Source organism: Streptomyces pratensis (assembly GCF_016804005.1).
Taxonomy (GTDB): domain Bacteria; phylum Actinomycetota; class Actinomycetes; order Streptomycetales; family Streptomycetaceae; genus Streptomyces; species Streptomyces pratensis_A.
This window is the reverse complement of sequence record NZ_CP051486.1, coordinates 6,535,443-6,561,064: the sequence shown is the minus strand read 5'-3', so window position 1 is coordinate 6,561,064 and position 25,622 is coordinate 6,535,443. Positions and strand designations below refer to the sequence as shown.

The window sequence follows — 25,622 nt, the reverse complement described above, 5'->3', positions numbered from 1 at the left end:
GCCCTGTCCGGCCGGCAGCGGCGCCCCGGCCCCGCCCTCTCGGAGCAGCGTCGACGTCCCTCTGCGCGCGGCTGGATCATTCCTCTGCGTCACGTACCAGGAGTGCGATCTGCACCCGGTTGTCGACCCCCAGCTTGGCGAACAGGTTGCCTACGTGTGCCTTGACGGTCGCGACGCTGATGCACAGCCGCTCGGCGATCTCCGGGTTACCCAGTCCGTCCGCGACGGCCCGGGCGGTTTGGAGTTCTCGTTCGGTCAGTGCGGACAACTGTTTCCGCGCGGCTTCGCGGGAAGATTCGCGAGCGTAGGAGGACTGCGGGCTGGTGGCTGCGGCGATCACCCGTGCCGTGGCCGCTGGGGACAGCACGGAGTTGCCGTCCGCGACGGTCCGCACCGCGTCGAGAATCCGCGCCGGTTCGGTGTCCTTCAGGACGAACCCGAGTGCTCCGGCGTGCAGCGCGCCGAGTACCAGATCGTCGGAGTCGAATGTGGTCAGCATGAGCACCCGCGGTGGCGCCGGTCGGGTGAGGAGTTCCCGGGTCGCGCTGAGACCGTCGCGGCCGGGCATCCGCACGTCCATCAGAACGACGTCCGGCCGCTGCTCGTCCACCACGGTGATCGCGTCGTCCCCGTCGGCCGCTTCCGCGACGACGGTCAGGTCCGGTTCGGCGTCGATGACGAGCCGCAGGGCCATCCGCACCAGCCGGTCGTCGTCGACGATGACGACGCGCACCCGCTCCCGCTCGGTATCCACTCATACTCTCTTTTCGTGGGTGGGGTTCGGCCAGGGTAGCCGCGCCGTGAGGACGTATCCGTTGTCGGGTGTGCTGTGGTGGCTGAGTTCTCCGCCGGCGAGGCTGATGCGTTCTGTGAGGCCCAACAGACCGAATCCCGATGTCGGTGGTCCTGAGGTTGCCGTGGTGGAAGGGGAGTTGTGGACGCTGACGCTGAGGTTGTCGCCGGCTGTTCCTTCGAGGGTGATGTGTACGTGCGCACCTGGGGCGTGTTTTGCGGCGTTGGTCAGTCCTTCCTGGACGATCCGGTAGCAGGTGCGTCCGACGGCATCGGACGGTGTTCCCGCCACGGTGCCGGTGAGCGTGACGTCCAGTCCGGATGTGCGGGCTTCGGCTATCAGTTCGGGGATGCGGTCGAGGGAGGGTTGGGGTGGTTCCGGGCGGCCCGGGTCGGCCCGGAGCACGCCGAGGACATCCCGTAGTTCTTCCAGGGCCTGGTGGGAGCCGTCGGCGATACCGCGGACCAGCGCGCGGCTTTCCTCCGTGGTGAGGCCGCTGCGGTGGTCCAGCACTCCGGCCTGCATGGCGACCAGGGAGATCCGGTGTGCGAGTACGTCGTGCATCTCGCGGGCGATCCGGTTCCGCTCCAGGGCACGTGCCTGCGCCGCTCGTGCGGTCTGCTCACGTTCCGCGCTCTCCGCCCGCTCTCGCAAGGACCGCACTTCGACGCGCCGCCCCCCGATGGCCATGCCCATGGCCACCGCGATGCCCGCGATCAGTGCCGGGAACGCGAGCTGGTACCACAACAGGCCGGGCGAGCTCTGGACCGGGTAGAACCCGCCGGTGAACTGTGACGCGGTCACCAAGGCCAGAGCGACGACCCCGATCTCCACCGGACGACGACGCGTGGAGATCGAAACCAGCGCCAGGAACGCGGCGCCGGAAGCGAGTGCCGACGCGGTCGAGGCGATCACGACCGTCATGGCGACGGCGAGCGGGAACCGCCGCCGCCACAGAAGCGCCGTCAGGCAGCCGAAGGCCACCAGCGGATCACCGATGACGAACCACGCGCCCGTTTCGTCCGTCTGCCCCCGCAGCAACACACCGATGGACAGCCAGAGCGGTATCCCCACTGCCGCGGCCGCACCCAGCCGCCATGCCTGCTGCCACCACACGAGCCGTGGCGCTACGTCCGTGTTCACCCGGCCATTGTCGCGAAGCCGTGCGGCCGGTGAGTCCGACCGAGGGATGATGCGCCCCCGACCAGAGTCGAATCACCGCCCCGCCTCCGGTCGAAGGCGGGGCGAGCCGCCAGGCTGATGTGTCTGCCGCACCGTACGGACAGACTCGTTCACGTGCCGAGACAACCGAACACCAGACGGAGAAACGCTATGCGCAAGGGCGGCTATACGGCCCTTGAGGCGGTCGGAATGGTGGTCACAGCCCTGGCCGCCCAAGGGATGATCCGCGCTCTGCTCAACCAGGGCTCCTCCGAGCCGCTGTGGGGCCTCCTCAACCGGGCCCCCGGCGGCCTCACCGGCCAGATGATCCTCCTCGGACTCGTCGCGCTCGCCGCAACGGTGGCCGGTGGCTGGGCACACACCCGCAAGGAACCGACCACCGAGCGGGCCGGAGATCTTGGGGGAATCCGCGACCGAGAAACGACCTGACGCCCGTCCGGACGACAGACTCGCCTCTACGGCACATGTGCCCACGCGCCCTGGGGAGAGCATTCGCCCCCACGCGCTCGGCCTGGCCGCCCACGGTCTCCGCTACCCCGCCCGGATCGACGTGCTGGTCCGTGTGAACGGCCGGCGGCGGGGTTGTCCCGAGCATGCCCGTTTCGGCGCCCCCGTGCGCCCCTCAGGAGGACATCAGATGCGCAGGAGAACCTTGTCCCTCACCCTTGCCGCCACCACGGTGACGGCGTCTGCCGTGGCGGCAAGCGTGCTTCCGGACGTGTCGGTGGCGACGCCCGGCACCGCGGCGACGACGCCGGACACCGTGGCGACGACGCCGGACACCGTGCGGTGGGGCCCGTGCTCGGAGAAGAACGCCGCTTCACCCGGAGAGGCCGCTTCATCCCGTCTCGAGTGCTCGACACTCGAAGTTCCGTTGGACTACCGCAATCCCGATGGCCGGCAGATCGACGTCGCGATCTCCCGGCTGGCGAGCGGGAAGCCGTCGCAGCGCCGCGGTGTGCTGCTGACCAATCCGGGCGGTCCCGGCATCTCGGGTCTCGGCTACCCAGTCGCTCTCGCCGCCTCAGGGCTGCCGCAGGACGTGCTGGACTCCTACGACGTGATCGGCTTCGACCCGCGGGGCACCGGCCGCAGCACGCCGGTTACCTGCGACCTGACGCAGGCACAGCGCAACCGCGGCAACCTGCCGCCCTACGCGCACACCGCGGCCGATGTCGCGCGGGAGGCGGGGAACGCACGGACCGTCGCCGGGCAGTGCGCCACGTCGCGGACGGCGTGGATGCTGCCGCACACCACCACCGCGAACACCGCGCGTGACATGGACCGGATCCGGGCGGCACTGGGCGAGCCGAAGCTTTCGTACCTCGGTGGGTCCTACGGCAGTTACCTCGGGGCGGTGTACACGACGATGTTCCCGAAGCGCAGCGACCGGATCGTGCTGGACAGCAACCTGGGCCCCGGCGGGTACGACCTCACGGCCACGCGGTTGCTCGCCCGGGGGATGGAGGAACGGTTCCCGGACTTCGCGGCGTTCGCCGCGGCGCACCCCGAGTACGGCCTGGGCACCACACCGGAGCAGGTGACCGGGAAGTACTTCGAGCTCGCGAAGCGGCTGGAGGCGAAGCCGGTTCAGGGCGTGGACGCGACCCTGTTCCGAGGGCTCACCTTCGACCGCCTCTACAGCGACGCGTCCATGCCCCTGGTGGCCGCGATGTGGCAGGCGCTCGACAAGGACATCCCGCTGCCACCCGACACCCCACCGGCGATGGAGGGAATGGAGAACTCCATGGCGGCCAGGTGGTATGTGATCTGTGGGGATACGCGCTGGCCGGGGACGGTCCGGGAGTATCAGCGCAATGTCGCGGTCGATCGGGTGAGGTACCCGATGCTCGGCGGGTCCGCGGCAGGCATCGGACCGTGCGCGTTCTGGCCGGACAAGTGGGTCGAGCCGCCGGTGCCCATCGGGGATCGGGGCCCGTCGAACGTGCTCATGGTGCAGAACGAGCGCGACCCGGGGACCCCGCTGGCCGGCGCCCAGGAGCTGCGGCGGGCGTTCGGGAAGCGGGCCACGATGGTGACGGCCGACCAAGGCGGGCACGGCGTCTATCCGTTCGGCCCCAACTCGTGCGCGAACGACGCGGTGACGACGTTCCTGACCACGGGGCAGCGCCCGCCGCAGGACCTCGCCTGCGCGGCGGAGCCGAGTGAGTAGCGGGAGCGGAGACATGTTCAAGGAGTGGCGACATCGTCGGGCCGTGCAGCGGGTCAAGCCCGGGGACGGGCGACCGTTGAAGCGTTTCCGCTGGTGGCAGATGTTTACCCGCGCACTGTTCCATCTTCGGCTGATCGGTGACGACGGTCGGCAGACGGTCTGCACCGTCGACGTAAGGCATCAGAAGCAGTCGTCGAACGGCCACGTCAAGGCCCACCTGTACCTCGATGGCAGGCACCACGCCGAGTCCAGAGTTCCCGCTGTCTTCCCCGTCCCGGGCGGCACCGTCGAAGTGAGGGCGAGCAATTTCGGGCTCAAGCGCTGCCACTACGTCACCGCCGAGGGGGCCGAGTTCCAGCTCGTCCCGGACACCGCCTCCGCCGAGGGACGCCGCGCGCGCCTCGACCGCGCGCACCCCGCGCTGAGCCGCTCGATCGGTTCCCTCTCGGTGATGGTGCTCGTCATCGGCCTGGTCCTCCTTGTCCTTCAGCTCGTCGAACAGATCACCCGGGACCCGGACGGCCTCGCCCAGTACGTCGGGACCTTCACCTCGCCCGCCGATCTGCCGGGCTGGGGCAACGCCGTGCTCGCACTCGTCACCGTGGCGGCCAGCACGGAGCGGGCGCTGCGGCTGCGCTACAGCAGGCTGCTGGATGGCGGGGCGGGCTGACCCCGGTTCTTCGGCGCCACCGGGTCCAACAGGGAAAGGTGGTGCCGCCAGCGCTGCACCACCCCCCGATCAAGCGGGATCGGGAGCGGGACGCAGCCGGATTTCTGTGTCCCGCTCAATGGCCACCTCGGGAGAGCGGAGAGCGTTCTGGCGCCCCGGGGAACGTCCTGGCCCTGAAGGCGCGGAGGCGGACCCGGGAACTTTTCCTACATCGCTCGCCATCGGATGCTGCTCGATTCTCGAAACCTGGTTCGGGTTGTGTGTCAGTCGGTGCCCGGGCGGCCGTGCCAGTCCAGGCTTACAACCAGGGAGTCGTCCGCCGCCGGCCCGGAGCCGCGGTGCCCCGACAGCTCCTGCAGCATCGTCCTGGGCACATGGGAGCCGAAGATCGCGTAGGCGGGCTCCAACTGCGCGTCGAGGCTGTACTCGGGCCGCGAGCAGCAGCTGCCACTGCATCTCGGCAGCCAGGGTGAGCCGTTCTGCGCGGCGGGCCTGCAGGAAGAGGTGGTGCCCAACCTTGCCGCGCGCAGCCTGCGGGCCGGTCGCACCGGCATCATCGGGCTGAACGGCTTGCCCAACTGGACCTCCGTGACACTCCTGGCCCTCGAGGTGGAGTGGCCGGACGGCGCCCGGCCGGCGGCGGGGCGCGAGCGGTCCGGCGCTCTGCCGGGAGCGTGGGGACGCGCCTTCGGGCGAGGGGCGAACAGACATCTAGGGAGATCGCGACCGCGTCCGAAGAAGGTCGCGCAAGTGGTGAACGGGAGCGCCTTTCCCCACGTTGCGCTGGTTGGACGCGCGTGCGTCCCTGCGATGCCGCCGTGCGCTGTGGCCCTCGGCGGCACCACACCACCATGGAAGGAACAACTCACCAGTGAAGCGCTTCATCACACGCCTCGCGGTAGTCGCGGCGGCTGGAGCTATGGCCGTTGTGCTGCCTGCTTCGTCAGCGTCCGCCATCAACCGCGTCGGTTGCTCTGAAATGGGTTACCTGACGCTTCACAACGCAGGCGGCTCCCTCTGCTTCGCCAACGCGGGCGTGGAAAGCGTGGCGATCTACGGCGTGGACCAGATCTGGACCGGTAACAACAAGGTCACGTTGGAGTACGTGCCGAAGCTGGGCGCGCCGGTGACCAGCGGAACCGTTGAGAAGTGGAGTTATGGGAAGATCACCGGCGCGCCTATCCACAAGATCACGAAGATCAGGATCTGGTAGCCCCCGTCGCCGCACATGAGGTGACAGCGGGTCCTCGTCAGCGATGGCGCAGGCACTCGGTTCTGGCACCCACCGTGTCGCGGAGGTGAGGGCGCGGCCGACGCCGCTGCAGTTGTCCACACGGCTGTATGACGTCGCTGTGATGGGTTCACTGAGCCTGTGCAGCGTTGCCTCTCCAGGGTGAGGACCGCGGCGGCGATGTCCGCCGTACGGTTCGGGCTGCAGCGGACGAGGCGTCGCCCGTCAGGACTTCTTGCGGGCGACGCCACGTTCAACAGGAGCGCGGGCCTGGGCGAGTGGCCGGTTCAGCGTCCGTTCGGTCGGTGACAGTTCGCCGTCGGGCGGGCCGCGGATGGCGGTGGCGACCCAGGAGCCGGCGCCGGTGCAGGCGGGGTCGGCGACGATCGGGACGCCCTGGCGTTCGCCGATTCGGATGATGCGGTGGGTGCGTGCGGCGGTCGGATCGTGAGCGCGGCCCGGCAAGGCCGGCGAGGTACCAACAGGAATCCTGGACCGACAGGTTGCGACTTCGAACGCCTCACCCGACGGCACGGGCGCCCTGTCCGTTGCAGGCACCAAGGTCATCACCCGATCTCCGACGCGATCACGCACACGGTCTATCCGGACAACCCCACCCTCCTGCCCGGCACCGCCGATTGATCGCCTTCCCCACCCAAGGGACGCGACCCGGTAAGCGCGCGCTAGCCGGAGGTGAACCCGGTGGGTGCCGCTGTCGTAGAGACGAAAGACACGCCCGCACGCGTCGCGTGCGCAAAGGGCAGGCCGGCGACTTGTGCGGCCTCTTTCCATCTCAAGGGGATTTCATGGCCCTTTCCCACCAGTACTCGACAGTCCGCAAGGGGATGGTGACGGCTGCTGTGGTCACTGCCTCGTTGCTGACTTCAGGAACCGCTCCGGCCACCGCGGCCGATGTCTCCGGGCAGCGGTCCGTCAGCCATTACGTGGCCCTCGGTGACTCCTACGCCGCTGGGACAGGTCTGTCCCAGCAGACGGACGCGGAGTGCATGCGTTCCAAGGGCAGCTACCCGGCGTGGATCGCCGAGACGTACAAGCCTTCCGTCTTCAAGGACGCCACGTGCAGCGGAGCCACCACGCGCTCGTTGTGGAACCACGAGGGATCATCCGCGCCCCAGGTCGACGCCCTCACCCGGGACACGGACCTGGTGACCGTCACGCTCGGCGGCAACGACCTCGGGTTCTCCGACGTGATCACCAGGTGCGTCCTGGCCGGTCTCACCACCCGGGAGGGGACTCCCTGCCGGGACACGGCGGCGAAGGAGGTGGACGCGGGCTTCGCGAGGCTGAACACCCGCCTGCCGGACATGCTCGCCGACATCGAGCGGCGCAGCCCTCAGGCGCGTGTCGTCGTGGTCGGATACCCCAACCCGTTTCCCGCCGACGGGAGTACCTGCGGTTCCTCCGTACCCCTGGCCGAGGGTGACGTCACCTGGCTCCATCAGACCACCAACCGGCTGAACCTCATGCTGGAGCTGGTAGCCCTCACCGAGCAGGCCGAGTTCGTCGACACCTCGTCGGTGTTCCGGGGCCACGACATGTGCCGGCCCTCCTCCGGGCAGTGGATCAACCCGCTGCTGCCGCAGACGCCCGGATCCGCACATCCCAACGCAGTCGGCCATCTGATCACAGCCGTCGAGGTGTACGAGCGGCTCGAGAAGTAGTCATCTCCCTTCCGTAGGGGCCGGAGCAATACTCCGGCCCCTACGGAACGGCAAGAGAGCGACAAGGTCTCGCCAAGGGCTTCCGGCGAGTGTGTGAGCCGTTCGTCCGTGCGGCATGCGGGTGAACACGCCACGGAACACTTGGACAGGATCGAGCGCCACGTATGAACGGGATCATGGAAACGGGGACCACCGCCCCCGCTCCGACTTGGTCACATGATCGGAACCTCACATCCGACGCTGACCACGACGCCTTCATCAGAGACATCTACGACCAGTACGGCCCTCTGCTCGTCCGGTACGCCGCGCGCCTGCTGGACGGTGACTGGCACAAGGGGGAGGACATCTTCCAGGAGACCGCGGCCCGCGCCTGGAAACACGCCCGGTTCCTGGGCACCCGCAACGAAGGCCTTCGGCCGTGGTTGTTCACCGTGACCAAAAATCTCGTCATCGACCATCACCGGGCACGCCGGGTGAGGCCGTCGGAGCACATGCCCGTCGAGGAGCTGGACGCCTCAAGCGACAACACGGCGTCCACGATCGACTCGCACGTGGTCTCGCAGGCCCTGGGGGAGCTGAACGAACAGCAGCGAACCGTCATCTGTCTCATGTACTACCTGGAATGCAGCGTCGCCCAAGCGGCCGAGCACCTCGGCATACCGGCCGGCACCGTCAAGAGCCGAGCCTTCTACGCGATGCGGGCGTTGCGCCGAGCGCTGGAGAAGCAGGGGATTCTGGGGGTGTGACCGTGGCGCGGCCCCGGTCGCGTTGTCGTCAACGGGGCCTGTGGTCCAGGCCGGTAAGCACGACGCACCTGAAGTACGCGTGCAGGTGGGTCGTGTGGGGGGCTGCCCCAGTCACTGCCCGCCGCCACCGTCGCTCGGAACTACGCCGACACAGTGTCCGAGCGCGCTGCCGCCATGGGGGTCAGCCCGGACGGACGGGACGTGACCACAGCGGGAACCAGCGGCGTGCCGGCTCTCCCGTCAGGCCTGGCCAAGGACAGAGACGCCGTCGAGGCATCGGCGCAGGCGCTTTCCCCGGTGATCGGGAGAGTGCGCCGGCGCATCGACGAGACCGGGCCGGCTCCGCGTGGCAGTTTTCGTCCTGCACTCCTATTGGCGGGCCCAGGTCTGGTTCGCGGCGCCCGTGCAGGGCCACAGGACGGCCGGGGTTCCGTCGGCGGACCGGCTGTCGTAGACGTCCACGCACTTGCCGGCGTACTGGGCCACCAAGTCCTCGGTCGCGTTCAGGTGGAACTGTTGAGCGGCTGCCCCGGTGCAGGCGGCCACCTGGATGGCCGCCCCGTTGTCCTTCGAGGCCCCGACGAGGTCCATGCACAGTCCCTGCGAACGGGCCGTCCCGTCCGGGCGGAAGTCCCACCGCTGATCGGCGGCTCCGTCACAGGTGCGGATGGTCAATCGGGCCCCGGCGCTTCCTCCGGAGAGACACTTGCCCGACTGCAGGCCGGTCAGCGTCCGACCGGCCACCGTACCGTCCTTCGAGTCAGCGGCCACCTTGTCGCTGGACGTCTTCGTGTCGGCGTCCGAGGTATCGGGCAAGGCCCCGCCGGCGTCTCCGGACGCGTCCGTCCCGCTGTTCTGCTTGCCCTTCCGCTCCTCTTGGTCCTTCTCCGCGACGTCTGCGGAGACCTCCCCCGTGTCGCCGCCCTTCCGCTTTTCCTCTGCGGGCTCCGCGCTGTTCCTCGCCCCGCCGTCGGCAGGGGCGACTTCGATATGTGTGCTGTGTGCACGCGAGTTGTCACGACCGGAAGGGGACGCGGTGGGGGAGGTCCTGTCCGCCCCGAGCCCGGACAGCAGGAGCGCCCCACATACCAGTACGACGCCGGCGAACGCCGCGATGAGTATCGGTTTGCGCGGAAGGGTGGACGGCGACGTCTCACCTTCCTCGGATGGGAGGCCGTGCGGCGGGGGTGGGTCCCCGGCACCGGAAGGGCGCGCTGCGCGGACCGGAGCGCCGGATGTGGTGGACGCCGCACGGCGAGTCGCCCGCAGCGCCCGTACGACGTCGGCACGTTGTGCCTCGTCGGGTGGCTGGGTCTCGGCGTGCGTCCCTGCCGGCTCCGCCGACGGCTTCCGGACCGGCAACGGGATGGGCCGGGGGCGTCTCCCGCCGCTCGCCGGGTTTCCGGCCGGATCCGTGTTGTCCATCTGGGGCATCGTTCTTGTCTCTCATTCGTCCGAAGAGCCAGGGTCGGGCTTGCAGGTGGGGCCGACGGGGGGCCGGCGTCCACAGAAGGACCGCGAGCGGCCCCGTAAAGATCTGTCGTGAGCCGATTGCTGCCCCGTGCCTTGGCCGACATCGGCGCCGCAGGCTCCTTCGTCAGCCCGACGGCACCGGGACCTGCCCGTCGGTGTCGGCACGGCGTGGGTGTCGCACCGGCAAATGCCCCGCACGGAAGGCAGGGCAGACGGAGCCAAGGACGACGTCGGCGGCGTGTCGTCCTGAGGCCGTCGGGAGCTATCCGTTCGACCATCTCAGCACGTGAGGGCGCCCCGACCTGCCGCACGCCTGCGCTCCTGAGCGGGCGCGTTCCTGAGAGGGAACGGCACGGTTGAGACCACTCGGTCGCCGGGGGCCGGGAAGCGGGCAGCGAGGTACGTGTGACCTTTCCTCGGAGGACGAGCAGACGGCAGGACCGGTTCACGCACCGCCATGTACGCAGCAGGAGCTGCACGTGCGGGAGGAAACGCCCTCGGTCCGTTCACGCACCGGGTCCGAGGTGCGGCCGTCGACGGTCCACAGCCCTGTCAGCTCCTGTGGTGCGGGTGGCCGGCTCGGCTGTCACCCGCAGTGTGAACCGAAGCCCGACGCGTGCCGTTGAGCAGACGGACGCCCACGCATGCAGGCCTGTGGGGCAGGCGTATCCCGCGCCTGCCGACCGTGCCGTGTGCCGCACACCACTGACCGTTCATCCGTTCCGCCACTCTGCGTGCCGGTGGACTGGTCTCGATGCGAACGCGAGGTGGTGGGCGGCTCCGGCTCCGATCGTCCCGCTCCGCACGACCCCAACTCTCGGAAGGACAAAGCACTCATGAAGCGCACCGTCTCCCGGCTCGGACTCGTCCTGGCAGCAGGCGCCCTGACCGCTCTTCTGCCCGCCTCGCCGGCTGCCGCGGTCAATCAAACCGCCTGTGGCGACCGAACCGACCTGGTCAAGGTCTGGTACGACGGAAACCAGACCGCGTGCTTCGCCAACGCGGGCGTCATGGCTCCCGGACTTCCCAGGGTTTCGCGGGTCACCTCCGGCAACAACAACATCGAGATGCTTCTCGGTGATCACGTGGTGGTCGTGCCGAAGTGGTCAGGCGTTCGAGACGTCGAGGGGCTCAACGCCACGCTGCACATTCTGCAGGTCCGCTGACCCCTGGCGCTCGGCACGAAGCCGTGCCCCGGAACGCACAGCGTCTCCGGGGCACGGGCAGTCGCTGCCACCCGAGTGTCCGCGACGACCTCGCTGACGACTCGTCCTGAGTACCGTCGTTCGCTGTCCGCCGCGCAGGTGTCACAGCGGAGGGACAGACGTTCGGAACGGCCGTTCGGCCGGCTTCCAGTGCGTGCAGTAGTCACCCGTCGGGGGGTCTTGCCGCACCGGCCGGTCCTCAGACGTCGGGGCAGACGCTGACCCGGACGGCCCAGCCGGTGGCCGGAGCCGTCCGTGACAGCTGAGAAGTCTCGGACCCTTACCGGTGGCCCATTCCGGTCAGGCCCTTGCGGCCCCTACGGTCTGCGACCCGGTACCCCCATGGCGTCTGTCATGCCGCTGCCGCCACAGTCGGCATCCGGAGTTCGCCGTAATCCACCCTCGCGACTCCGAGGAGAGGCCTGCCGCACGGTGCGTACTGAGAAATGGACGACGACGTGGGCAGTCCGGAACGGCCCCGGCGCACTCGCAGACGAGTGACCATCCGCTGGACATCCGAGCCGACACTCAAAGCGCAGGATCACTGTTCCGCGGAACCGGGAGCTCGTGATTCCCGACCGCCCTCTCCGGCACGGGGGGCGTAGGGTCCTCATCCATGTCGAGGGCGGTGAGCCGGTCACGGATCTGCTGGGCGCTGTGTGACATCTCCCGCGCGTCGGCGCCCTCGAGGGCGCCGGCCCAGTCCGCTCGTGCGCCTTCCCGGTCGCCCATGGCCAGCCGGGTGTCGCCGAGCCGCATCCTTGTGCCGATGGCATTTCTGTGATCGCCCAGTTCGTCGAAAGCCCGCGTCGCCCGCTGGTAGGTGGCTACCGAGTCCTCATAACGGCTGAGCAGACGGAGGTTGTAGCCCAGGATGTCCCATGCTTGGGCGAGCTGCCACGGTGCGTCGAGGCGCTGGAACAAGGCGATGCCCTCTTCGCTGTACAGAAGGCTCGTCTCCAGATGCCCCAGGTTGGAATGGAACCAGGCGAGCTCGAGGAGGCACTCGGCCAGCCACAGCTCTTCGCCTGTGTCCCGGGAGAGTTCCAGTCCCCGCTCGGAGGACACCACAGCGTCCTGGGTGCGCCCGAACAGGAAAAGCGCACACGCCATGACGTAGTGGGCTCGTGCCTGTTCACCGATGTCGTCGAGCTCTTCGAAGATCTCTGTTGCGCGTCGCAGGTGGTGCAGAGCCTGTTCCTGATGGCCGAGATAGCCGTGGATGCCACCGAGGTGGCGTAGACAACGGCCTTCTTCAAGAAGGTTCTTCCGGCGTCGGGCCACTTCGAGTGCGGGGGTCAGGGCGGTGATGGCTTCGGGCCAGAATTCCTGGCGGTTGAGGTACTCCTTGAGCGACCAGGCAAGCCCGGTGGTCTGATGGTCGAGCTTCTGGCCGACAGCAGTATGGAGCAGACTGGTCAGCACGCGGTGCTCGGCGGCGAGCCACCGGGTCGCCTGCTTGACGGTGGTGAGCTCCTCCGGGGTGACACCCGAGTGGGGCGAACCGAGTTCGAGGTCGGGTGGTGTGTCCTGTTTGAGGAGCTCGTTCGCTTCGCAGGCGGTGAACATGTAGTGGTCCAGGACCCGGAGAGTGGCGTGATGGCGTCCCTGGCCGGTGTCGTGCGTGTGGGTGAGTTCGGTGGCGTAGCCGCGTAGGAGGTCGTGCAGGCTGTAGCGGCCGGGCAGCGGTTGTTCCACGAGGCAGGAGCTGAGCAGTCCGGCGAGTGCACGGCGGGTCCTGGAGAGGGGAAGGCCGGCGAGGCTGGCGGCGGCGGGGGCGGTGATGTGGGGGCCGGGGTGCAGGGCCATCAAGCGGAAGAGCCGCGCGGTGTGTTCGTCCAATGACTGGTAGGACCACGAGAAGACGTTGCGCACGTCGGTGGTGGTGTCGAAGCCGGCGAACGCGTCGAGGCCGCCGTGGGTGTGCTGCAGGTCCTCGACCACGGCGTGGAGGGGGAGTGAGGGATCGAGCTCCGCGCGGGCGGCGACCACGGCCATCGCCAGGGGAAGCCGTCCGCACAGGCGGATTATGTCGACTGTGGCGGCGGGCTCGGCGGCGAGTCGTTCGGTTCCCAGACGTCGCTCGAGGGCCTGGTGCGCCTCGGTCTGTGAGGGTAGTGGGAGCCGGAGAGGCTTGGCGCCGTCGGTGGTGATCAGGCCGGGAAGTTGGTTGCGGCTGGTGATCAGGGTGAGGCAGCCCGCTCCTGCGGGAAGCAGCGGACGCACCTGCTGCTCGTCGCGGGCGTTGTCCAGGACGAGGAGGATCTGCCGGTCGGCGAGAAGACTGCGGAAGAGTGTGCTCCGGTCTTCGGTGTCTTCGGGGATGCGCGGGGCGGGAACGCCGAGGGCGGTGAGGAAGCCGTGCAGGGCGATACCGGGTTCGATGGCGGGTGCGTGTGGGTGGAATCCACACAGGTTGACGAAGAGCTGTCCGTCCGGGAACGAGGTGGCGATGCGGTGCGCGTGGTGGACGGCGAAGGTGGTCTTGCCGACACCGGGAGCACCGCTGATGACCACGACAGGGGCAGTGGTCGGCCCCGGGCGGCCCGGTGTACCGCTGACAGCGGACAGCCACGCGCCTTCAGCCGCCCGACCCGCGAACACCGGCAGGCTGCGCGGCAGTTGCGCCGGACGGGCCAGGGGCGGAGACACCTCTCTCCCACCGTCCACGGCCGGTACGCCACATGTGTCGGACTCAGCATCACTGCCGTCGGGGTGGCCGGCGGCCGGGACGATCGACGAGGTGGCTTCGACGCCGCCCGGCGCCCCGGACGTGGTGGTCCCGATCGGGCGGCGGCCGTGCCCGGTGACCGCGTTGGAAACGGATGCCGCACCGAATCGGTTCAGTTCGCCGGCTGAGTGCAGGGGTGGCAGGTCGTGGTGGAGGATGCCCTGGTGCAGGGCGCGCAGGGGTGGGCCCGGTTCGAGGCCGAGTTCGTCGGCGAGGTGCCGGCGCACGTCGGCGTAGCGCTGAAGCGCTTCGGGGTGCCGCCCGGCGAGGTACAGGGCCCGCAGTAGCAGAGCCCAGCCGGTTTCCCGCAGGGGATGCTGCGTGGTCATGTCCTGTGCCGCGTTGAGGGCTTCGGTCGTCCGGCCTTGCAGGAGGAGGCCAGTGGTGCGGATCTCGCGGGTGGCCTGCCGCAGCTCTTCCAGGCGTGCTGTCTCGTGGGTGGCGAACAGATGCTGCGCGGCGTCGGCGAACGCCGTGCCGCGCCACATGTCCAGGGCCTTCTGCGCTTCCTCCACGACACGGTCGGGTCGGCCTTGGTCCATGAACCGGTGTGCTTGGGCAACGGCCCGCTCGAAACGTACGGTGTCACGGTTCTCGGGCGGCACACGCAGGGCGTAACCAAGGGGTTCGGTGACCAGCGTCTCGAAGACGCCCCGTCGGCGGAGGTGCTGGGGTTCCAGGACCGCACGCACCTTGCTGACATGGGCGTGCAGCGATCCCAGCGCTGCGCCCGGCGCCCGTCCCGGCTGCTGGGGCCACAGTTCTTCGCACAGGGTCTGCGCAGAGACCGCCCGGCCGTCGGCGAGCAGCAGGCGGATCAGCAGCAGTCGCTGCCTGCGCCGCCCCGGGTCGAGTATCGCGCCCGCCCGCCGTACCTCCAGCGGACCCAGCAGTCCGAAGTCAAGACCTTGCCCCACAGCTGTCACCGCACCCACCCGGAATCCCCCTCGACGGCGTCCACCTTCGGGGACACACACCTGACCACGGCCCGGCATGTGGGGGACCCGTTCGCGCGGTGACGGAAACCCGGCCGGCCCGGCCGGACACCTGACGGGCCTTGGCGCGGTCGCCTGTCGGCCCCCACGGGGCCGACGCTGGTGACAGGGGCGGCGAGGACCCCGTTGTCCGCTTCCCGCATACCGGACAGGACATTAGCAGGACGTCATCGGCGGGTGATCTCGTCCGCTACGCGGAGGCGCCGCCGTGACAGGGGCGCCTCCGCCGTCCGGGGGCGCATGAGGACACGCCGTACCCCGAACGACCTGACGGGAAGCTGTCGCCGTGCGCCTGCCGGCCCTCTCGCACATGAGGCGGGCCGGCTGTGTGGGTGCTGAGCCCGGTGTGCGTGAGGTGGTCCAGGACGAGCCCCTCGGTCCGCATCCGCCGCTGCCGCAGCCTGCGCCGTCCGCCCTTGCTGCGCTTGTGCCGAAGTGCCTTCGGGGCGTCCGGGCAGCGGCGGTCAGCGGGCGAGGCCGAAGGTGGCTGCGCGGGGCAGAAACACCGTGCCCTTTGTCGTCGGCGACGGGCATGTGAGCAGATGTCATGACCTGCGGCGGTGCGTGAACCGGTGTGACGTTCATTCCGTTGGGTGATCGAACGGTCGTCTTCCAGAGTGGGGAAAAGAGCATGGTCATCGTCGAGGGAACGAGTACTGCCCGGTTCGAACCGGTTCGAGCGGCGCTGGCAACGCACCTGGAGGCCGGTGAGGAGTTGGGGGCGTCGATCGCGGTCGATGTGGACGGAGTCATGGAAGTCGATCTGTGGGGTGGTCATACGGACGAGGCGCGGACCCTGCCCTGGCACCGGGACACGTTGGTCGGCATGTGGTCGACCACCAAGACCCTCACCAACCTCGCGGCCCTCGTCCTCGTCGACCGGGGAGCACTGGACCTTCACCGCCCGGTCGCGCACTACTGGCCCGAGTTCGCTGCCCAGGGCAAGCAGGACATCGAGGTGCGGCACGTCCTGGCCCACACCTCGGGACTTTCAGGCTGGCAACAGCCCTTCACCATGGAAGATCTGTACGACTGGCCGACCGCGAGTGCCCGGCTGGCCGCTCAGGCGCCCTGGTGGGAACCGGGCTCCGCTTCGGGCTACCACGTGCAGACTCAAGGACAGCTGGTGGGAGAGCTTGTCCGGCGGGTCAGCGGCCGTACCCTGAAAGAGTTCGTCGACACCGAGATCGCCAAGCCGGCACAAGCCGATGTCCAGATCGGTGCGCGCCAGGCCGACTGGCCGCGTATCGCTGATCTGGTGGCCCCATCGCAGCTATCCGGTATACCCACCGGCCTTGATCCCGAGGGGATCTTCACCAGGACTCTGCTCGGAAGCCCCGCCCGTGACGAGCACGTCGACACCCCCCGGTGGCGCTCTGCGGAACTCGGAGCCGTCAACGGATACGGCAATGCGCGAGGCATGGCCCGTGCGCTCTCCGTCATCTCGCGGCGCGGCCAGGTGAACGGCTCCCGGCTCCTCTCCGCGGAGACCGTGGACAAGGTGTTCGACGTACAGGCCGAAGGAGTCGACCTGTTCCTGGGCGTACCTGTGCGCTGGGGCATGGGCTACGCGCTCGCCGACCCCAGGACGATGCCGCACATGCCCACCGGCAAGATCTGCTTCTGGGTCGGCCGGGGCGGTTCGATCGTCATGATGGACCTCGACCGGCGTGTCACGTTCTCGTACACGATGAACCGGGTGGGCGACGGAATCCTCGGGTCGGAGCGCACCCACAGCTACATCAAGCGTGTCTACGAAGTCTTGGGATCCACCGACTGAGACGGACCCGGCCCCGGTGCTCGACCGGAGACGTGATGTGCGGAGCTGTGGACCCGGTGCTTCAGGACGCCGCTCTCCGTGGGTGGTTGCCCCCACCCCCCTGTGCGGGGCGCGGGCGCACGACCCGACCAGGGCGTTGCCCGGCTCCGGGAGCGACGGGGAGTCAGAGCGCCGCGGCACCTTCGGGCCGGACGAGCAACAGCACGATGCCGGCCGGGATGGTGGCGACGAGCGGGAGGACGGGGGCATTGGCCCTCGGAGTCGGTGAGGAGTGCCCGAGCGGGCAGGAGCGCGCGGACCATGAGGCGGAGCCGGGCGATCCGGGGGTGGTCAGGGCACGGCCGCGGACGAGCGGCCCGTTCTCGGGTGAACCGGTCCGGTCGTCCCCTCGTAGGACAGGACGAAGGACGCTCCCCCCGGCCCCCCGGCCCCCCGGCCCCCCGGCCCCCCGGCCCCCCGGGTGAGACGGCGAGGCTGGTCACCACGGAGGAGCGCAACATCCCCGTGGCCGCCCAGCGCTACATGTCGGCCCGTGTCAAGGCCCGCACGACGACCATCGACGCGTCGTGCGCGGTATCCGTATCCCGCCCCGAAGCCGTCACCCGCATCGTCGAGCAGGCGGCCCGCACGGTCCGATGACCGACGGCCCCGCCCTGCCGCTCGACGCACCTCACCGCAGCCCCACAGCCGTGCCCGATCGGGCACTTCACCATCAGACGCATTCAACCGGAAGGCAGCAACCACCATGGCATTCATCACCGTCGACCACGAGAACTCGACCAGCATCGAGCTGTACTACGAGGACCACGGCACTGGGCAGCCGGTCGTGCTGATCCACGGCTACCCGCTCGACGGCCGCTCCTGGGAGAAGCAGTCCGCCGCACTCCTGTCGGCCGGCTACCGCGTGATCACGTACGACCGGCGCGGTTTCGGCCGCTCCAGCCAGCCCACCACCGGCTACGACTACGACACCTTCGCCGCCGACCTGAACATCGTCCTGGAGACCCTCGACCTCAACGACGCCGTTCTCGTGGGCTTCTCCATGGGCACCGGTGAGGTCGGCCGTTACCTGGGCACCTATGGCTCCGCTCGGATCGCCAAGGCCGCCTTCCTCGCCTCCCTCGAACCCTTCCTCCTCAAGACGGACGACAATCCCGGCGGCGTCGACGGCACCGTCTTCAAGGACATCGAAGGTGCCGTCACCGCCGACCGCTACGCCTACTTCACCGCGTTCTACGAGAACTTCTACAACCTCGACGAGAACCTCGGCACCCGCATCAGCGAGGAAGCCGTCCGCAACAGCTGGAACGTCGCCGCCGGCGCCTCCTCGTACGCCTCCCTGGCCTGCGTGGCCACCTGGTCCACCGACTTCCGTGCCGACCTGCCCAAGATCGACGTTCCGGCGCTGATCCTGCACGGCACCGCCGACCGCGTCCTGCCCATCGAGGCCACCGGAGAACTCTTCCACCAGGCACTCCCGCAGGCCGACTACGTCGTCATCGACGGCGCACCCCACGGCCTGCTGTGGACCCACGCCAGGGAAGTCACCGACGCCCTCCTCGCCTTCCTCGCCAAGTGACCGGGCGGCCGACACCTCACCTGCCGCGAGGTCGCGTGCGGCCGGTTACGCATCGGGCGACCGGCCGAGCCGTACTCTCGCCGCTGCACGGCAGGACCGCGGACCGAGCGAAACACGCCGTCGAGCCGACGACTGTGGCCGACGCGCACACGGCGGAGGTGCGGCGGCAGCGTCAGGCCCAGGACGAGGCGATCAGAGACGCTCGCTTCTCTGTTCAGCTTGAGCGAGGGCTCAATTCCGATTTGAGTCCTGGCGCATGCCTGTCCAACGCCCCCTTGTGCCGCGTCATCCCGACACCGGCGAGTACGACGGCCATGCCCAGGACCACCCGGACACTGAGGTCCTCTCCCAGGACGACCGCCCCGAGGAGGACGGAGACGACGGGCAGCAGATAGCCGACCACGGCGGCACTGGTGGCGCCCTCGTCGTTGATGATCCGGTAGGTGAGGTGGAAGGTGATCGCGGTGCAGAAGACGCTGAGAACGACGGCCGCGACCAGGACGGTCGGGCCGACGTCGATCGACTCCAGGCCGCCGATCGGCATGGCGACGGCGGTCAGTCCGCTCGCGGCGACGAGCTGGGCTGCGGAGAGCGAGATGGTGGGGATGCCCTTGCCGACGAGGGTGCGCCCCATGTACGTGAACGCGACGGCGTAGCTGGCGGCCGCGCCGAGGATGGCGAGGGCGCCCCAGCCGGTGGCTCCGGTGGTCTGCCAGGGCGCGAAGATGACCACGGTGCCGCCGAAGCCGAGCAACAGTCCGGCGAGGCGTACGGGGCGCGGTCCGCGCTCCGAGCCGAGGGCCAGGCCGAGGGCGAGCGACCAGAGCGGGGTCGTGGCGTTCAGGACTCCGGCGAGGCCGGAGCCGACGGTCTGCTGGCCCAGGCTGAAGAGCGCGAAGGGCAGCGCGTTGCAGAAGAAGCCCGCGACGAAGATGTGGCGCCAGAGCCCACGACCCTGCGGCAGTCGTCGTCCGGTCGCGTAGCAGAAGGCGGTGAGCACCAGCGCGCCGAGGACGCAGCGGACAAGCGTGACCTGGAGCGGAGAGAGCCCTCGTAGCGCCAGCTCGATCCACAGGAAGGTCGATCCCCACAGCAGGGCGAGAACCGCCACCCGCATTCCGCCCCGCAGACTCCCCGTACTGCTGTTCACGACGCTTCCTCCATGTGGTCGGGCGTTCGGTTCGACGAACGGGCCGGAGTGCGGTCCGGCCCGGGCCCTCCGAATGTGCCTCGCCCTGGCTTTGAGGACAAGCAAATGGTTCTACCTGGTTTGTTAAGCTGTGCTACATGCTTGATGTGAGGCGACTCCAGGTCCTGCGCGCGGTGGTCACCAGCGGCACGGTGACCGCGGCGGCGGCGCACCTCGGCTACACGCCGTCCGCCGTCAGCCAGCAGATGGCCGCACTGGAGAAGCAGGCCGGTACGGCGCTCCTGGAGCGGGTCGGCCGCGGTGTACGGCCCACGGCGGCCGGCCTGCTGCTCACCGAGCACGCCGCCCTGATCAGCTCGGCGGTCGCCCGGGCGGAGACCGCTCTCGCCGATCTCCGTGCCGGGCGCACCGGCCGTCTGTCGGTCCGTTACTTCGCGACGGCGGGTTCCACGCTGGTGGCGCCCGCCCTCGCCCGGTTGCGCGCCGAGCACCCCGGTGTCCGCGTCGACCTGGAACTCGTCGACTCCGAGGACCCGTTCCAGGGAGTGGCAAAGGACCGGGCCGACCTGGCCGTCGTCGTGCAGGCGCGGGACTTCAGCGGCGACGGCTTCCGGCTCATCCGCCTCGCCGACGACCCGTACGCGGCCGTTCTGCCGCTCGGTCATCCACTCGCCGACACGGAGGTGATCGACCTCGGCCAGCTGTCCGGCGAGCAGTGGGTGGGCAGTGAGCCGCCCGGCCCCTGCCTGGAACCCGTGATCGACTCCTGCGCCGCAGCCGGCTTCAGCCCCGACTTCGTCATCCGGAGCGAGGACTACGCCACCGCGCAGGGCTTCGTCGCGGCCGGCCTCGGTGTCGGACTGATGCCGAGGCTGGGACTGCGCAACCAGCACCCCGGCGTCGTCGTGCGCCCGGTCCGCAACCCCGAACCGGTCCGGGTGATCTCGGCGGTCGTCCGGGAGATCGCCCTCGACCAGCCGTCCTTGCGGGGCCTGTTGGACGCGCTGAGGGACGCGGCCGCCACCGCCGACCCGCCGGATGAGCCCCGCGCGGACTGAACCACGGACCGTGTGGAGCGTGCCGGCGCCAGCGGTGGCGGCGGCAAGTGTCAGGCAGTGCGGACGGCGGCTGCGGCGGCCGGGGACACGATGCTGGAGGAAGCCCCGGGGCCGGCTGCCGGGTGCCCCCCGGCCCGGCCGGGTTCCGCCGGCCGCCCGGCCTCCGGGTACGTCCATCGTGTATCGACCGGAGCCGCGGTCCGTGGCGGCGTGGTCCACCGCTGTGCCGCGGCCGGTGCCGCTTGGCGTGCGGCCCCCGGCAGCCGCCACACCTCATGTGGTCAGGCCGTCGTGACCTCCACCGCCCGCGCACCCTCCAGTACCCATGTGAGCGCCTCGTCCCACAGCCCCGCGAGGCGTGTGGCGTCCGACGGGGAGAGCGCGCCCGCGGCGTAACGGAACGCGGCGGCGAGACCTGCCGGGGTGTCGGAGATCTCCACGTTCAACTCCAGTCCGACCTCGCGGAGTTCGAGTGGTGCGTCGGTGACGGTGAGGCCGTCGAGGGTCCAGTTGGCGTCCACCGCGTCCGCCGTGTGGACGAAGGCGATCTGCCAGATCGGGTTGCGGCGGGGGACGGTGACGGACGGGTCGCGGAACTCCTCGGCCAAGCGGGCCACCGGGTAGTCGCGGTGGGCGAGGGCGGCCCGGACGGCACGCTTGCAGTCGTCGACGAGTGTCCGGGGGCTCGCGGTGGCGGCGGTGCGGGAGCGCACCGGTATCAGGTTCTGGAAGAAGCCGACCGTCTCGAAGTCCTCGACGGTGTTGCGGGTGTCGGCGGGAACGACGACGAGGATGTCGTGCTGCCCGGTGTACGTCTTCATGGCCCGGAAGAAGGTGGCCAGGAGGAATTCGAACCGGGTGCAGCGCAGGCGGCGGACCAGGCCGTCCAGCTCCGGGCCCCGGCCGGCGAGGAGGGTGAACTCGTGCGAGCCGGCCCGGAAGGCGTCGGGTTCGGCGACCGGGTCGGGGCTGGGCAGGACGCGTGGCGGCAGCGGGTCCAGGGCTGCCACCAGGGCGGGGATCTCACGGGCCGGGGAGAAGTCGCTGCGGACGCGGGCCGGGTCGTAGGGGGTCGCGGGGTCCAGCTTCTCGCCGTCGCCGCGGTAGAGGACGGTCAGCTCCTCCTGGAGCATCGCCTTGGAACGCTCGTCGATCGCGATGTGGTCGAAGACCAGGAGGAGGGAGAAGAGGTCGTCGGCGCGGCGGTGGAGCACGGCGCGCATCATGCTCTGGCGGTCCGGGGCGGAGAACAGGTCCGCCTCACGGGCAAGGGCGTCCTGGAGGTGGATCGAGGCGGTCGCGTCGTCGACCGCGTCCGCCAGGTCGCGAATCTCCACCACATCGGGCGCGGGCTGCTCATGGACCACCGCTGCCACTCGGCCGTCGAGTTCGGCGTAGGTCGTGCGCAGCATGGCGTGGCGAGCCACGAGCCGGCGCAGGGCTTCGGTGAGGCGGCCGACGTCCAGGGAGCCCTGGATCACCAGGTGGTTGGCCACCGTGAGGTGGGACGGGCGTCCCGGGGTGCGCCGTATGCCGATCAGACGCTGCTCGGGCAGCGACGCGGGCCGGATCCGCGCCCATGCGCCGGCCGCCCGGACGACGGGGCCGGGGGTGGAGGCCGGGGCCGCCCCGATGTCGCGGCGCAGCACCCGCAGACCGCACATGTCGGTCAGGCGGGCGACGTCGACCTCCAGCTTGGACGTGCGCGGCAGGCTCTCCACGACGTCGACGGCGGTCGGCACCATGTGGAGCGGCAGCACCGTCGCGAGCCGGCTCCGGCACGCGCTCCGGGTGAGCGTCGCGGACTCGATCACCGCGCCCAGGGCGACCTCTCCGCCTCGGCCCTCCGTCGGATAGACATGGCAGTCGGTCACACCGTCGATCCCGCGCACCACCGCAGTCACCTCCGTGAGGTCGACACGCGCTGCGTGGATCTTGAACTGGGAGTCGGTGCGGCCCACGTAGTGCAGCAGACCGTCCGCGTCCTGGTAGCCGAAATCACCGGTTCGGTAGGCCATGTGGCGCCGCGCGCCGGGTGACCCCGCAGAGTCGCCCGCCCCGTCGAGCGTGACGAACGCGTCGGCCGTCCCGCCGGAGATCACCCGTGTGGTGCGGGCCGCGATCCCGCCGACCAGGATCTCCCCGACGGTCCCGGACGGCACCGGCCGCAGCGCCCCGTCGACCACGGTCAGGGTGGTGTCGTCGACGGGACGGCCGACGGGCACCGTCGTGTGCCGCTCATGGCCGGCCTCGCACTCGAGCCAGGAGACGTCGATGCAGCACTCGGCGGGCCCGTACTGGTTGAACAGCACCGTGCCGGGCAGGGCGGCCCGGGCCTTCGCCAGTGTCGTGCCGGGCAACGGTGCGCCCCCTGAGAACACCCGGCGGAGCGTGGGACAGCCCGAGGACTGCGCGGCCAGGTCGCTGAACTCGTCGAGCATGCGCGGGAAGAAGTGGACCGTCGTCACCCCTTCGTCCTTGCACCGGGCGAACAGCGCGTCCGCGCCCGCGGCTTCGAAGGCGCTGGTCAGCACCAGCCTGGCGCCGAAGCACAGGGCGGCGGCCAGTTCCCACACGTAGAAGTCGAAGCTGGGGCGGGAGGTCGAGAGGACCACGTCGTCGAGGGCGAGCGGGTAGACGCTCTGCCCCCATCGCAAGCGGTTCTCCAAGGCCGTGCCGTCGATGCGGAGCACCTTGGGTTCGCCCGTGGTGCCGCTGGTCTGGATGTAGTAGCCGCTCGGCGTGAACGAGGGCTCGACACGGGGGCCCCCGGTGTGCCCCTCCGGCCGGACCGGGACGACCACCGCGGAGCCGGGAGCCAGGTGTTCACCGCCGGGGCCCGGCAGGCCGGGGTCGACGACGACACACCGGGGCCGTACGAGGTCCAGGAAGCGGGCGCTGCGCGCGGGCGGGGCATCGAGGTCCACGAGGACGAAATCGGCACCCGTGTAGGCGACGGCGACCAGCGCGACGGCCTGCTCGACGCTCTGCGGCAGGGCGATCGCCACGGCCTCCCCGGGCCCCGCGCCCTCGGCCCGCAGCGCCGAGGCGAGGCGGACCGCCGCCTCGTGCAGGCTCGTCGCGTCCATTTCGGTGCCGTCCGCGCCCACCACGGCGGTCGCGTCGCCGCGCCGCAGGAGCGAGCTGTGCATCAACGTTCCGATCATCGGCTTTCCTCGTTCTCCTGGGTGGCCCGGGCACGGGTGCCGGCCTGGACAGGGGTTCCGGCCCGGGCGGGGACGGCCGTGGCTCCGGCCGATCCCGGTGTGTAGGCCCGCTGCTGGGCTCCGTACAGCCCCTGGTACAGCGGGTGTTCGAGGAGTTCCTCGTGCGGGGCGACGGCGACTACGCGGCCCCGGTCCAGGAGGATCACCTCGTCCACCTCCTTCACCAGTGACAGCCGGTGGGTGACCACGACCGCGACGCCGTCGTGCGCGCGGGCCGAGCGGCGCGACCAGGAGGCGAGGTGGGAGAGCAACTGGTCCTCCGCGAGCGGGTCGACCGCCGAGGTGGGCTCGTCGAACATCAGCAGCGTGGCACCGTCGGGGAGCAGGCCGCGGCAGACCGCGATCCGCTGCCACTGCCCGCCGGAGAGTTCGGTGCCGTCCGGGAAGGACCGGCCGAGCCGGGTGTCCTGCGACAGCCGTCCCCGGTCGAGGAGTTCACCGAGGCCGGAGTCGCGGTGGGCACGGGCGCGGTCCTCCGCGGTGGCCCGGTCGCTGCCGAGAGCGACACTGTCGGCCAGCGCGAACTCGAAGCGCGCGTAGTCCTGGGAGACGATCGAGGCGCCGCCGCCGCGCCGGGGATCGATGCCCGGGCCACCGGTCACGGTGCCCTCGGTGGGCGGGAGCAGCCCGGCCAGGACCTGTACCAGGGTGCTCTTCCCGCTGCCGTTCGCGCCCACCAGAGCGTAGACCCGGCCCGGGTGGAGGTCGAGGTCGACCGAGGAGAGGGCGGGGGCGCGGCCGCCGGGGTACCGGAAGGTCACGTCACGCAGCCGGATGCCCGGTTCCCCCGTCGACGGGCGCGCCACGGGGGCGGCGCGCTCCTCCAGCACGGCGCGCACGCCCAGCAGGAGCCAGGTGACCCGCAGCGAGTCGGAGAGGGCGGAGACGTACCGGATCAGCGCGCCCGTCAGCACCGTCACGCTGGACAGCAGCAGCAGAGCGGCCAGGCCGGTGGCCACCGAGGTGGAGCCGTCACGCAAGGATCGGGTCAGGAAGGCGATGCCGGTGCCGTAGGCCCCGGTCATGACCAGTACGCCCAGCGCCGACCAGGCGAACGCGGTCCGGGCGCCACGCGCGCGGGCCCGCTCGGCCTCGCGGGCGTGGGCGCGGTGCCGGGCGAGCGTGAAGGCGAGTCCCTCGGTGAGCCGCAGCTCGTCGCGGTGGTCCGGGTCGGTGCCCAGCACGAAGTACTCGGCACGCAGCCGGTCCGCCTCGGCAGCGGCCTCCCGGCCGCGTTGCCGGGCCCGCTCGGCGCGCAGGGTGCAGGCGTAGGAGAGGACGGAGGCTGCGGGGACCAGCAGCAGCCAGCCGGTGGCGAGGGCTGCGACCACCACGGTGCTGCCGAGCCTCAGCAGGGTGCCCGCGATGAGGCCGGTGACGTCGGCGCCCTCGGTCAGCCGGGGCCTCTCGGCGCGGACCAGTTCCAGCCGGTCGAGCAGTTCGGGGTCGTGGAAGTGCTCCACCGTCCTGGTGCCGTGCAGGAGTTGCTGGATCTCCTGGTCGACCAGCCGGCCGGTCCGGTCGACCATGCGTGCCGAGACGGCGAGCGCCGTCTTGGACAGGGCGAGCTGGACGACGAGTGCCGCGCAGGCCCCGCAGGCCAGGGCGACGGCGGTCGCGACGTCGCGGTCGAGCAGTGCCGCGAGCATGCCCGCCAGCCCCAGTGCGAACAGCACGGTGGCCAGTGGGCGGAAGGTGAAGAGCAGCAGAGTGGTCCAGGCGCCGCTGCGGTCGGCGCGGAAGGACAGGCCGAGGAAGAGGGAGAACGGCCGCACGGAAGCGGCAGGCCTCCTCCCGGAGGGGCCCGACGGCGTGGACGGACCGTGTTCGGCGCCCGGGCTGGATGTGGTGGGCGGGTCGTGTTCGGCGCCCGGGCTGGATGTGGTGGGCGGGTCGTGTTCGGCGCCCGGGCTGGATGTCGTGGACGGACCGTGCTCTGCACCCCGC

General features: G+C 70.2%; 18 protein-coding genes and 2 pseudogenes. 11 read left to right on the top strand and 9 right to left on the bottom strand.

The genetic code is table 11. The features are described from left to right. Positions 1–76: 76 nt before the first annotated feature. Both HED23_RS27315 and HED23_RS27310 read right to left on the bottom strand, forming a co-directional pair. On the bottom strand, positions 77–754 hold the full coding sequence (locus HED23_RS27315; RefSeq protein WP_203186035.1) for a response regulator transcription factor: 678 nt from the start codon (positions 752–754) through the stop codon (positions 77–79). Further along, positions 755–1,936, bottom strand: a complete 1,182-nt coding sequence (locus tag HED23_RS27310) for a sensor histidine kinase (protein ID WP_203186034.1) — start codon at positions 1,934–1,936, stop codon at positions 755–757. 228 nt (positions 1,937–2,164) lie between these two features. On the opposite strand from HED23_RS27310, the gene HED23_RS27305 reads away from it, so the two are divergent. The 3 genes from HED23_RS27305 (at position 2,165) to HED23_RS27295 (ending at position 4,818) form a co-directional block, all read left to right on the top strand. Next, positions 2,165–2,404 (top strand): hypothetical protein, encoded by a 240-nt coding sequence (locus HED23_RS27305; RefSeq protein ID WP_203186033.1) that lies wholly within the window; start codon positions 2,165–2,167, stop codon positions 2,402–2,404. A gap of 208 nt (positions 2,405–2,612) precedes the next feature. After that, positions 2,613–4,148, top strand: coding sequence for an alpha/beta hydrolase (locus HED23_RS27300; protein WP_203186032.1), 1,536 nt, complete (start codon positions 2,613–2,615; stop codon positions 4,146–4,148). A gap of 13 nt (positions 4,149–4,161) precedes the next feature. Then, positions 4,162–4,818, top strand: coding sequence for a hypothetical protein (locus HED23_RS27295; protein WP_203186031.1), 657 nt, complete (start codon positions 4,162–4,164; stop codon positions 4,816–4,818). A 376-nt stretch (positions 4,819–5,194) separates the two neighbouring features. Here the strand turns inward: HED23_RS27295 and HED23_RS35460 are convergent. Then, positions 5,195–5,322 (bottom strand): annotated as a pseudogene (locus HED23_RS35460) (phosphatase); the annotation flags it as partial. 367 nt (positions 5,323–5,689) lie between these two features. Here HED23_RS35460 and HED23_RS27285 point away from each other — a divergent pair. Beyond that, positions 5,690–6,031 (top strand): beta/gamma crystallin domain-containing protein, encoded by a 342-nt coding sequence (locus HED23_RS27285; RefSeq protein ID WP_079099525.1) that lies wholly within the window; start codon positions 5,690–5,692, stop codon positions 6,029–6,031. 164 nt (positions 6,032–6,195) lie between these two features. On the opposite strand, the pseudogene HED23_RS27280 reads toward HED23_RS27285, so the two are convergent. Beyond that, positions 6,196–6,523: pseudogene (locus tag HED23_RS27280) on the bottom strand (transposase family protein); the annotation flags it as partial. Positions 6,524–6,855: 332 nt separating this feature from the next. On the opposite strand from HED23_RS27280, the gene HED23_RS27275 reads away from it, so the two are divergent. Both HED23_RS27275 and HED23_RS27270 read left to right on the top strand, forming a co-directional pair. Next, on the top strand, positions 6,856–7,731 hold the full coding sequence (locus tag HED23_RS27275; RefSeq protein ID WP_203186030.1) for an SGNH/GDSL hydrolase family protein: 876 nt from the start codon (positions 6,856–6,858) through the stop codon (positions 7,729–7,731). A 176-nt stretch (positions 7,732–7,907) separates the two neighbouring features. Next, positions 7,908–8,477: a sigma-70 family RNA polymerase sigma factor gene (locus HED23_RS27270; protein ID WP_238442117.1), complete on the top strand. Its 570-nt coding sequence runs from the start codon at positions 7,908–7,910 to the stop codon at positions 8,475–8,477. Positions 8,478–8,846: 369 nt separating this feature from the next. Here the strand turns inward: HED23_RS27270 and HED23_RS27265 are convergent, their stop codons facing one another. Then, positions 8,847–9,902, bottom strand: coding sequence for an RICIN domain-containing protein (locus HED23_RS27265; protein ID WP_203186028.1), 1,056 nt, complete (start codon positions 9,900–9,902; stop codon positions 8,847–8,849). 884 nt (positions 9,903–10,786) lie between these two features. On the opposite strand from HED23_RS27265, the gene HED23_RS27260 reads away from it, so the two are divergent. Further along, complete coding sequence (locus HED23_RS27260) at positions 10,787–11,116, top strand: beta/gamma crystallin domain-containing protein (protein ID WP_203186027.1); 330 nt, start codon at positions 10,787–10,789, stop codon at positions 11,114–11,116. Between the two features lie 567 nt (positions 11,117–11,683). On the opposite strand, the gene HED23_RS27255 is transcribed toward HED23_RS27260, so the two are convergent. Continuing rightward, on the bottom strand, positions 11,684–14,803 hold the full coding sequence (locus HED23_RS27255) for an AfsR/SARP family transcriptional regulator (RefSeq protein WP_203186026.1): 3,120 nt from the start codon (positions 14,801–14,803) through the stop codon (positions 11,684–11,686). Positions 14,804–15,470: 667 nt separating this feature from the next. Here HED23_RS27255 and HED23_RS27250 point away from each other — a divergent pair. The 3 genes from HED23_RS27250 to HED23_RS27240 all read left to right on the top strand — a co-directional run bounded on the left by HED23_RS27250 (position 15,471) and on the right by HED23_RS27240 (position 18,240). Beyond that, complete coding sequence (locus tag HED23_RS27250; RefSeq protein ID WP_338019611.1) at positions 15,471–16,661, top strand: serine hydrolase domain-containing protein; 1,191 nt, start codon at positions 15,471–15,473, stop codon at positions 16,659–16,661. 504 nt (positions 16,662–17,165) lie between these two features. Continuing rightward, positions 17,166–17,300, top strand: a complete 135-nt coding sequence (locus HED23_RS35760) for a hypothetical protein (protein ID WP_274383040.1) — start codon at positions 17,166–17,168, stop codon at positions 17,298–17,300. Between the two features lie 106 nt (positions 17,301–17,406). After that, positions 17,407–18,240 (top strand): alpha/beta fold hydrolase, encoded by an 834-nt coding sequence (locus tag HED23_RS27240; protein WP_203186025.1) that lies wholly within the window; start codon positions 17,407–17,409, stop codon positions 18,238–18,240. A 214-nt stretch (positions 18,241–18,454) separates the two neighbouring features. On the opposite strand, the gene HED23_RS27235 is transcribed toward HED23_RS27240, so the two are convergent. Beyond that, positions 18,455–19,357: a DMT family transporter gene (locus HED23_RS27235; RefSeq protein ID WP_203187648.1), complete on the bottom strand. Its 903-nt coding sequence runs from the start codon at positions 19,355–19,357 to the stop codon at positions 18,455–18,457. 170 nt (positions 19,358–19,527) lie between these two features. Here HED23_RS27235 and HED23_RS27230 point away from each other — a divergent pair, with 170 nt between their 5' ends. Then, positions 19,528–20,448, top strand: a complete 921-nt coding sequence (locus HED23_RS27230; protein WP_203186024.1) for a LysR family transcriptional regulator — start codon at positions 19,528–19,530, stop codon at positions 20,446–20,448. 281 nt (positions 20,449–20,729) lie between these two features. Here the strand turns inward: HED23_RS27230 and HED23_RS27225 are convergent, their stop codons facing one another. Continuing rightward, complete coding sequence (locus HED23_RS27225) at positions 20,730–23,615, bottom strand: AMP-binding protein (protein WP_203186023.1); 2,886 nt, start codon at positions 23,613–23,615, stop codon at positions 20,730–20,732. After that, positions 23,612–25,450, bottom strand: a complete 1,839-nt coding sequence (locus tag HED23_RS27220; RefSeq protein ID WP_203186022.1) for an ATP-binding cassette domain-containing protein — start codon at positions 25,448–25,450, stop codon at positions 23,612–23,614. The genes HED23_RS27225 and HED23_RS27220 overlap by 4 nt, the downstream gene beginning before the upstream one ends. Positions 25,451–25,622: the final 172 nt, after the last annotated feature.

What these genes read in the sequence shown, in the direction of transcription:
- HED23_RS27260 (WP_203186027.1), top strand. Translation starts at nt 10,787, where the DNA reads ATGAAGCGCACCGTCTCCCGGCTCGGACTCGTCCTGGCAGCAGGCGCC.
- HED23_RS27305 (WP_203186033.1), top strand. Translation starts at nt 2,165, where the DNA reads ATGGTGGTCACAGCCCTGGCCGCCCAAGGGATGATCCGCGCTCTGCTC.
- HED23_RS27270 (WP_238442117.1), top strand. Translation starts at nt 7,908, where the DNA reads ATGGAAACGGGGACCACCGCCCCCGCTCCGACTTGGTCACATGATCGG.
- HED23_RS27235 (WP_203187648.1), bottom strand. Translation starts at nt 19,357, where the DNA reads ATGCGGGTGGCGGTTCTCGCCCTGCTGTGGGGATCGACCTTCCTGTGG.
- HED23_RS27295 (WP_203186031.1), top strand. Translation starts at nt 4,162, where the DNA reads ATGTTCAAGGAGTGGCGACATCGTCGGGCCGTGCAGCGGGTCAAGCCC.
- HED23_RS27300 (WP_203186032.1), top strand. Translation starts at nt 2,613, where the DNA reads ATGCGCAGGAGAACCTTGTCCCTCACCCTTGCCGCCACCACGGTGACG.
- HED23_RS27225 (WP_203186023.1), bottom strand. Translation starts at nt 23,615, where the DNA reads ATGATCGGAACGTTGATGCACAGCTCGCTCCTGCGGCGCGGCGACGCG.
- HED23_RS27275 (WP_203186030.1), top strand. Translation starts at nt 6,856, where the DNA reads ATGGCCCTTTCCCACCAGTACTCGACAGTCCGCAAGGGGATGGTGACG.
- HED23_RS27230 (WP_203186024.1), top strand. Translation starts at nt 19,528, where the DNA reads ATGCTTGATGTGAGGCGACTCCAGGTCCTGCGCGCGGTGGTCACCAGC.
- HED23_RS27265 (WP_203186028.1), bottom strand. Translation starts at nt 9,902, where the DNA reads ATGGACAACACGGATCCGGCCGGAAACCCGGCGAGCGGCGGGAGACGC.
- HED23_RS27240 (WP_203186025.1), top strand. Translation starts at nt 17,407, where the DNA reads ATGGCATTCATCACCGTCGACCACGAGAACTCGACCAGCATCGAGCTG.